The following is a 6,495-nucleotide window of genomic DNA, read 5'->3' on the forward strand; positions in this document are numbered from 1 at the left end:
ATCATTGGCCGGGTGAAGATCACCCGGCTGGCGGCCCTCTGCCTCCTGGCGGCGACGGCCTGCGGCGGCACGCCAGGCGCGGGCACATCCGCCACCCCGACGCCGGCGGATTCGACGCCCGCCGACGCCGTCATCGTGGACAAGGACCAGGTCCTCACGTGTGGGGAGGGCGAGGGAGAGGGCTCGGCGCAAGCCCTGTGCGACGCCATCGCCGCCGAGGCTTTGCCTACATTGCCATCGTCGGCGTCGGCGTCGGCGTCGGCGTCGCCTTCGCCCGAGCCGGTCGTGCGTGCTTCGGGACGCCCGTCCCCGGTGCCGTCCGTGGAGCAGGTCTTCGAGGCGACGGTGGTGAAGAAGGGGCAGACTTCTCTGCTGCCCAACCCCGGCAGCGGCCCCGGTGATCCCCGCCTGCGGCAGGCCTTGCTCGTCGGCTACGAGGGGGTAGTGGAATCGGTCATGACGCCGGGCGCGGTCGTCGCCCTGCCGGCCGCCGTGGACGACGCCTCGGAGTTCATCTCGCTTCGTCAGGCTGCCGGGGCGTCTCGGGGAACTTCCGCTTGCGAGAGGTGGGCCTCCGGGCCATGGCGTGTGGCGCTGCGCGACTACAACCGGCCAGGCGTGCAGATCGCCGCGGCGCTGCTCGGCGCGACGACTGACGAGGCGTGGAAACGGTCGGCGGAGTTCTCCGAGGCGATCGTCACCGGGCCCGCTCCGATGCTGAGCAGTCTCGGCGATCCGGCCGCCATGGACTCCTGCCGGGAATTTCCCGGCGAGGAGGGCTACCCGATGCGCGTGGAGCCGATCCCCGTGCCGCCTCTCGGCACCCGGTCCTGGGCCTTCCGGCTCCTGGAGGAGAAGGCGGTGCGGCAATGGGTCGAGGTGGTGCAGACGCCGCATTACGTGCTAGAGGTGCGAATTCCGAACCAGTTCCCCGAGCCGCGCACCGACCCCGCCGTACTGCTGCCACGCATCGCCGCGGCCGCGTACGCCAGGGCCGAGGCGGCCCTGAACTAGCCCGGCTCTAGCGCTGGGCCGCGAGCCACTCGTCGAAGGTGGTCGGCGCGATGCGGGCGCCTTCCCCGGGCAGCAGCACGTCGCCGGCCATCGCCGTGCCGAAGAGCCCCGACCAGGTCGGCACGAGCTTGACCGTCCGGCCGCGTGCCGCAAGGGTGCGCCGGGCCATGTCGACGAGGTCCTGCGGCTCGGGACCGGCCACGTCGGTGTAGCGGCCCTGCGGCTCGCCGGTCGCGATCTCGGCGAGCACGTCGGCGACGTCCGCGGGCGCGATCGGCTGGATCAGCAGCGGTGCGATCGTGGCGACGCCGTCCTGCTCGGTCCAACCCGCCACTGTCTCGGCGAAGTCGTGGAACTGCGCGACCGGGACGATCGTCCACGGCACCGAACCGGCGGACACCAGGCGCTCCTGCTCCCGCTTGCCGGCGTAGTGGGCGTTGCCCTCCACCCGGTGAATGCCGATGATCGAGAGCAGCACGTGGTGGCGGACGCCCGCCCGCTCCTCGGCGGCCAGCAGGTTCCCGGTGGTCGTGCCGAAGTACGCCACCGACTCGTCTCGGTCGGTCGCGGTTGAGCTGATCGCGTCGACGACCGCCTCGACGCCGTCCAGGGCCTTGTCGAGCCCCTCGCCCGTCATCAGGTCCACGCCGAGGGACCGGCTGACGCGTACGACGTCGTGCCCGTCCCGTTCGAGGGCGGCGACGGTGAGCTTCCCGATGTTCCCGGTGGCGCCGGCGACTGCGATGCGCATGGTTTTCTCCTTCGCTAGACGCTTCGGATGCTATCTCGGACAAAATAGATCCGCAATCTCTCCAATACACTGGAGGGCATGAAGCTGCCTGCGAGCACCGAGTGGGTGTTGCACTGCGCCGCCACGCTGGCGCAGCTCGAGCCGGGAGCCACCGCGTCTGCGGCACAGCTCGCGGAGTTCTACGACGTTCCGGCGCCTTACCTGGCCAAGCAGTTGCAGGCGCTCGTCAGAGCCGGTGTGCTGGCCGCGATGACGGGCCCGCGAGGCGGATTCCGGCTCGCGCGGGCGGCCTCCGACATCACGATGCTGCAGATCGTCGAGGCGGTCGACGGCGCCTCCTCGCCGTACGAGTGCCGCGAGATCCGCCAGCAGGGACGGGGGGCGCTGCCCCCCGAGGACTGCCGGCGCATCTGCGTCATCGCCGAGAAGATGGCCGAGGCGCACCGCGCGTGGCGGAGCAGCCTCACAGGGGTCACGCTCGCCGACATCCTCGCTGAGCTGCCCGCATGGGCGCCTGCCCGCACCCGGTCACGCCTGTCGACCACACGCTGACGTCAGCGGCCTGCGAGGAGTTCGACGACGGGAGCGAGGGCGTCGGCGAAGAAGCCGTTGACGGTGATGTAGGACAGGCCCAGCTCGTCGCGGCGGCGCAGCAGCGTGTCGGCCATCTCGCGGGGCGAGCCGCGCAGCACGGTGGCGGCGTCCGCCGACGTGGCCCTGAGCCTCTCGGGCATCCACGGGGGCGGCTCGTCGCCGATCTGGAACAGGTTCATGCTCAGCTCGATGTCGTCGAACCTCGCCCCGGCCATCTCCCGCAGCGTGCCGGCGGGCCCGCGCAGGCCCTCCTCCGGAGTGTCGGGCGGCACGGCGAGCGCGACGATGTCCGCCTCCTCCGCGGCCAGCGACAGCATGCGGGGACCGGCCCCCGCCACCATGATGGGCGGCCCCTGGCGCTGCACGGCGGTCCTGCTCCCGGCGAAGGCCGCCCGCACCTCGCCGATCACCGAACGGACCAGCGCGACGCGCTCGCCCGCTGTGCCGTACGGCATGCCGAGCGCCCGGGCGTCCTCCTCGGCGCCGACACGTCCGGCCCCCACGCCGACCTCCAGCCGTCCGCCGGACAGGAAGTCGAGCCCGGCGAGCTCGTGCGCGAGCTGCGGGGGATTGCGATAGGGCGCGGCCAGCACGAACGTGCCCACGCGCAGCGTCGTCGTGACGGTGGCCGCCGCGGTCATCGCGAGCAGCGGCGGCAGCGTCCCCAGCGTGTCGGGGACGAGCAGGGTCGAGTAGCCGAGGTCCTCGGCACGGCGGGCCGTCGCCGCCCACGCGGCGGCGTCGGGGGCCAGGCCGGAGACGGTCCCGAAACGGAATTCCTTGCTCATGCCGCGATCCTCGTCGCTCCGCTCGGTCCTGTCGTCCTCCCGCCGGAGACCGGCGCCCTACTCCGGGGGGCGTATCAGACGGTCTCGAGCGCGGCCGCGCGCTCCTGCCGGGACGTACGGGCGGAGCGGGCGCTGTCCCAGGTGAAGACGCTCAGCGCGAGCCAGACGACCACGAACCCGGCCCACCGGCTGGCGGGCATCGTCTCGTGGGCGATCAGCACACCGCACAGGAACTGCAGCACCGGCGCGATGTACTGGAGCAGGCCGATGACCGTGAGCGGAACCCGCAGCGCGGCGGCCGTGAAGAGCATCAGCGGCACCGCGGTGATGAGGCCGGCCGCCACCAGCAACAGAGCGTGGCCGAGACCGTGGTTGCCGAAGGTCCCGGTGCCGTTCGCCTGCAGGACGAGCAGGTAGCCCAGCGCCGGCACCAGCAGCACGAGCGTCTCGACGGTCAGGCTCTCCGCGCTGCCCACCCCCGCCGCCTTCTTGATCAGGCCGTACGTGCCGAAGCTGACGGCGAGCACAAGGGCGATCCAGGGGAGGCGCCCGTAGTCGAGCGTCAGGATGAGGACCGCGAGCGCGCCCAGCCCGACGGCGATCCACTGCCATCGGCGCAGCCGCTCCCGGAAGATCAGCACTCCGAACAGCACGCTGACCAGGGGATTGATGAAGTAGCCGAGCGCGCTTTCCACCACGTGGCCGGTGTTGACGGCGTAGATGTAGACGCCCCAGTTGACCGAGACCGTGACGGCCGCGAGGGCGAGGAGGATCAGCTGGCGGCGCGTCATCGTGCGGATCCACGACCAGTGGCGGCGTACGGCGAGGACCGTGACCACCACGACCAGCGACCAGACCATCCGGTGGGCGAGGATCTCCACGGCGCCGGACGGCTTGAGCAGAGGCCAGTAGAGAGGGAACAGACCCCACATGGTGTAGGCGGCGACGCCATATAGGACACCGCGGCGCGTATCAGGCATGACGCCCATCTTCGCTGCTTACCTAGATTCAGCACAAATAAGGGTCTCTACGCCTGAGGTTTAGAGGCGCTTATGTCAGGAACAAGGCCGCCGGGTGTCTGGTTGGTGATGGCAGAGCGGAAGGAAGGTTCGTGATGGGCTGGCTGTTCGGCACAGACAAGACGACGATGGTGGACCCCGCGGATGCCCTGCCGGGCCGTGCCGAGGTCATGCCGGTGGCCACCCGCCACCAGGTGCTCGGCGGGCCGCTGGCTCCGCCGTACCCCGAGGGTACGGAGATCGCCGAGTTCGGGCTGGGCTGCTTCTGGGGCGCCGAGCGCAAGTTCTGGCAGACCCCCGGGGTCGTCTCGACCGCCGCGGGCTACGCGGGCGGCTACACGCCGAACCCGACGTACGAGGAGGTCTGCACCGGCCTGACCGGGCACACCGAGGTCGTCCGGGTGGTCTTCGACCCGGCGGAGGTGTCGTACGAGGAGCTCCTCAAGGTGTTCTGGGAGGCCCACGACCCCACACAGGGCATGCGCCAGGGCAACGACGTCGGCACGCAGTATCGGTCGGCCATCTACACCCGTGGCCCCGAGCAGGCCAAGGCGGCCGTGACGTCCCGGGACGCGTACCAGGAGGTGCTCACCAAGGCCGGGTACGGCGAGATCACCACTGAGATCGCCCCCGCCGGCGAGTTCTACTTCGCCGAGGATTATCACCAGCAATACCTTTTCAAGGTGCCGAACGGCTACTGCGGCCTCGGCGGAACCGGGGTCTCCTGCCCTGTCGGCCTCACCGCAGGTGACGCTTGATCAGTCGCCCGGCAGGATCGTGAGTCGTTGCCCCTTGGGAAGGTGACGAGGGGCAACGACGAGATAGTCCCGCTGATCCAGCGTGGCGACTTCGCGAAGGTCGAAGCGTTCGGCCAGGGCTATAACGCAGGCGTCGACGGCTTGGAGGCGGAGCGAGGCGTAGGCCGAGAGCAGTTCGGACATCCGCCGGTAGTCGTGAGGCGTCACCTCGATCACGCGAAGCTCGTCGTCCGCGATGGCGGCGCAGAACTCGGCTGCAAGAGTGGGGCTGCCGCGACGCACCGGATCGGAGAGCAGGTGACAGATCTCTGTCACCGCGAGCGACGATACGACGAGTTTGGTCCAGTTCTGTGCGAGAAACCGGACGCAGCGAGCGTGGTCCTTGTCGGCCCTGTTGAATGCCGCGACGAGGGGTCCCGTATCGCAGAGGATCACGCGGTGATCGCTCCGTCGGACTCCTCGTGGTGAGGATAGGTGAGGTACCGGTCATGGTGGACGCCGAGGTCTGCCGGCCCTTGTAGCGCGCCGACGAGCGCGGCGAGATGCCGTGGAAGCGCGGGCGCGTCGAGGGGCTCCTCGATGTCGGCCCAGCCTTCGTTGTCCAAGTCCATGCTGCCAAGTGTAGGCGCCGACCTGCCTGCAGCCAGTGAGAAGTCACAGAGGGCGGTGAGGGAGAACTTATTGCCTGAGGTGAATCGCTACCACCAGCAATACTTGTTCAAGGTCCCCCACGGCTACTGCGGCCTCGGCGGCACCGGTGTCAACGCAGGTGACCCTTCGGCCTGGTGCCCGACTGGGCTGACGACCGCTTCGGAGGAGTAGCCGGGATTGCTGAGACCTCCGGGTGGCGGTTCAGGCCTGCTCGGAGGTCCTCGCGGAGCTTGGCGGTCACCTTGCGGATGGTCACGCGGGCGACGCCGAGGTCGTCGAGGAGGAAAAGGGGCTTCACCAGCGAGCAACGCAGGTGGCGACGACGGAGGCGGACCTGATGAAGACGGGGACGGGGCTCAAGCCGTACGCCGACGTCTGTGGCTGCGGCGTCGTGCACGGCTGAAGGCGGCCGGGCTGGGGCCCTTCGCGGGGCGGACTGACCAGCAAGGTTCATCTGTCCGCTGACCGGCGCTGCCGTCCGTTGTCCTTCGTCGTGACGCCCGGTCAGGCCACCGACAGCCCGCAGTTTCGGACGGTCCTGGCCGGTATCAAGGTCCGCGGTCGCGTCGGCCGCCCGCGTACCCGCCCTGATGCGGTGGCCGCCGACAAGGCCTACTCCTCTCGCGCCAACCGCTCCTACCTGCGCCGACGCCGTATCCGCGCGGTGATTCCGGAAAGGGCCGACCAGGCGGCCAACCGCAAGAAACGCGGGTCAGGCGGCGGCCGCCCGGTCAGCCACGATTCACAGCTGTACAAGGAACGCAACACGGCCGAGCGCTGCATCAATCTGATCTAGGGCGCGTATCGGGTTGTGATCAATCCTTGGGATTTGCCGTTGTGGCCGGGTCTGATCCGGTAGGTCCTCGTGTGTGACGCGGGCCCAGTTGACGGACGAAGAGTGGGAGTTCATCAAGCCGTAC

General features: G+C 69.8%; 9 protein-coding genes and 1 pseudogene. 5 read left to right on the plus strand and 5 right to left on the minus strand.

Going from position 1 to position 6,495, the window contains the following annotated elements:
• Positions 1 to 12: 12 nt before the first annotated feature.
• Positions 13 to 1,014: a hypothetical protein gene (locus tag FH610_RS10515; protein ID WP_139574096.1), complete on the plus strand. Its 1,002-nt coding sequence runs from the start codon at positions 13 to 15 to the stop codon at positions 1,012 to 1,014.
• 7 nt (positions 1,015 to 1,021) lie between these two features.
• Here FH610_RS10515 and FH610_RS10520 read toward each other — a convergent pair whose 3' ends face one another.
• The gene (locus FH610_RS10520; protein ID WP_139574097.1) at positions 1,022 to 1,765 is read right to left on the minus strand and encodes an SDR family oxidoreductase; all 744 of its coding nucleotides are present in this window, start codon (positions 1,763 to 1,765) and stop codon (positions 1,022 to 1,024) included.
• A 78-nt stretch (positions 1,766 to 1,843) separates the two neighbouring features.
• Here FH610_RS10520 and FH610_RS10525 point away from each other — a divergent pair, with 78 nt between their 5' ends.
• Positions 1,844 to 2,317: an RrF2 family transcriptional regulator gene (locus tag FH610_RS10525; RefSeq protein WP_139574098.1), complete on the plus strand. Its 474-nt coding sequence runs from the start codon at positions 1,844 to 1,846 to the stop codon at positions 2,315 to 2,317.
• A gap of 2 nt (positions 2,318 to 2,319) precedes the next feature.
• Here the strand turns inward: FH610_RS10525 and FH610_RS10530 are convergent, their stop codons facing one another.
• Positions 2,320 to 3,147 carry a TIGR03621 family F420-dependent LLM class oxidoreductase gene (locus FH610_RS10530; RefSeq protein ID WP_139574099.1) on the minus strand — a complete coding sequence of 276 codons (828 nt, stop codon included), beginning with the start codon at positions 3,145 to 3,147 and terminating at the stop codon, positions 2,320 to 2,322.
• 74 nt (positions 3,148 to 3,221) lie between these two features.
• Positions 3,222 to 4,127: an EamA family transporter RarD gene (rarD, locus tag FH610_RS10535; RefSeq protein ID WP_139574100.1), complete on the minus strand. Its 906-nt coding sequence runs from the start codon at positions 4,125 to 4,127 to the stop codon at positions 3,222 to 3,224.
• Positions 4,128 to 4,261: 134 nt separating this feature from the next.
• Between rarD and msrA the strand changes: the two genes are divergently transcribed.
• The gene (gene msrA / locus FH610_RS10540) at positions 4,262 to 4,924 is read left to right on the plus strand and encodes a peptide-methionine (S)-S-oxide reductase MsrA (protein WP_139574156.1); all 663 of its coding nucleotides are present in this window, start codon (positions 4,262 to 4,264) and stop codon (positions 4,922 to 4,924) included.
• Here msrA and FH610_RS10545 read toward each other — a convergent pair whose 3' ends face one another.
• Together FH610_RS10545 and FH610_RS43250 are read right to left on the minus strand one after the other, a co-directional pair.
• Positions 4,925 to 5,359: a type II toxin-antitoxin system VapC family toxin gene (locus FH610_RS10545; protein ID WP_139574101.1), complete on the minus strand. Its 435-nt coding sequence runs from the start codon at positions 5,357 to 5,359 to the stop codon at positions 4,925 to 4,927.
• Positions 5,356 to 5,535, minus strand: coding sequence for a hypothetical protein (locus tag FH610_RS43250; RefSeq protein WP_167538702.1), 180 nt, complete (start codon positions 5,533 to 5,535; stop codon positions 5,356 to 5,358). Before FH610_RS43250 ends, FH610_RS10545 begins: the two co-directional genes overlap by 4 nt.
• A 233-nt stretch (positions 5,536 to 5,768) precedes the next feature.
• Here FH610_RS43250 and FH610_RS43255 point away from each other — a divergent pair, with 233 nt between their 5' ends.
• Positions 5,769 to 5,978, plus strand: a complete 210-nt coding sequence (locus FH610_RS43255) for a hypothetical protein (protein WP_167538695.1) — start codon at positions 5,769 to 5,771, stop codon at positions 5,976 to 5,978.
• Positions 5,960 to 6,362, plus strand: a pseudogene (locus FH610_RS10560) (transposase); the annotation flags it as partial. The gene FH610_RS43255 and the pseudogene FH610_RS10560, both read left to right, overlap by 19 nt.
• Positions 6,363 to 6,495: the final 133 nt, after the last annotated feature.

Origin of the sequence: Microbispora catharanthi (assembly GCF_006334915.2) — a bacterium.
Lineage (GTDB): Bacteria > Actinomycetota > Actinomycetes > Streptosporangiales > Streptosporangiaceae > Microbispora > Microbispora catharanthi.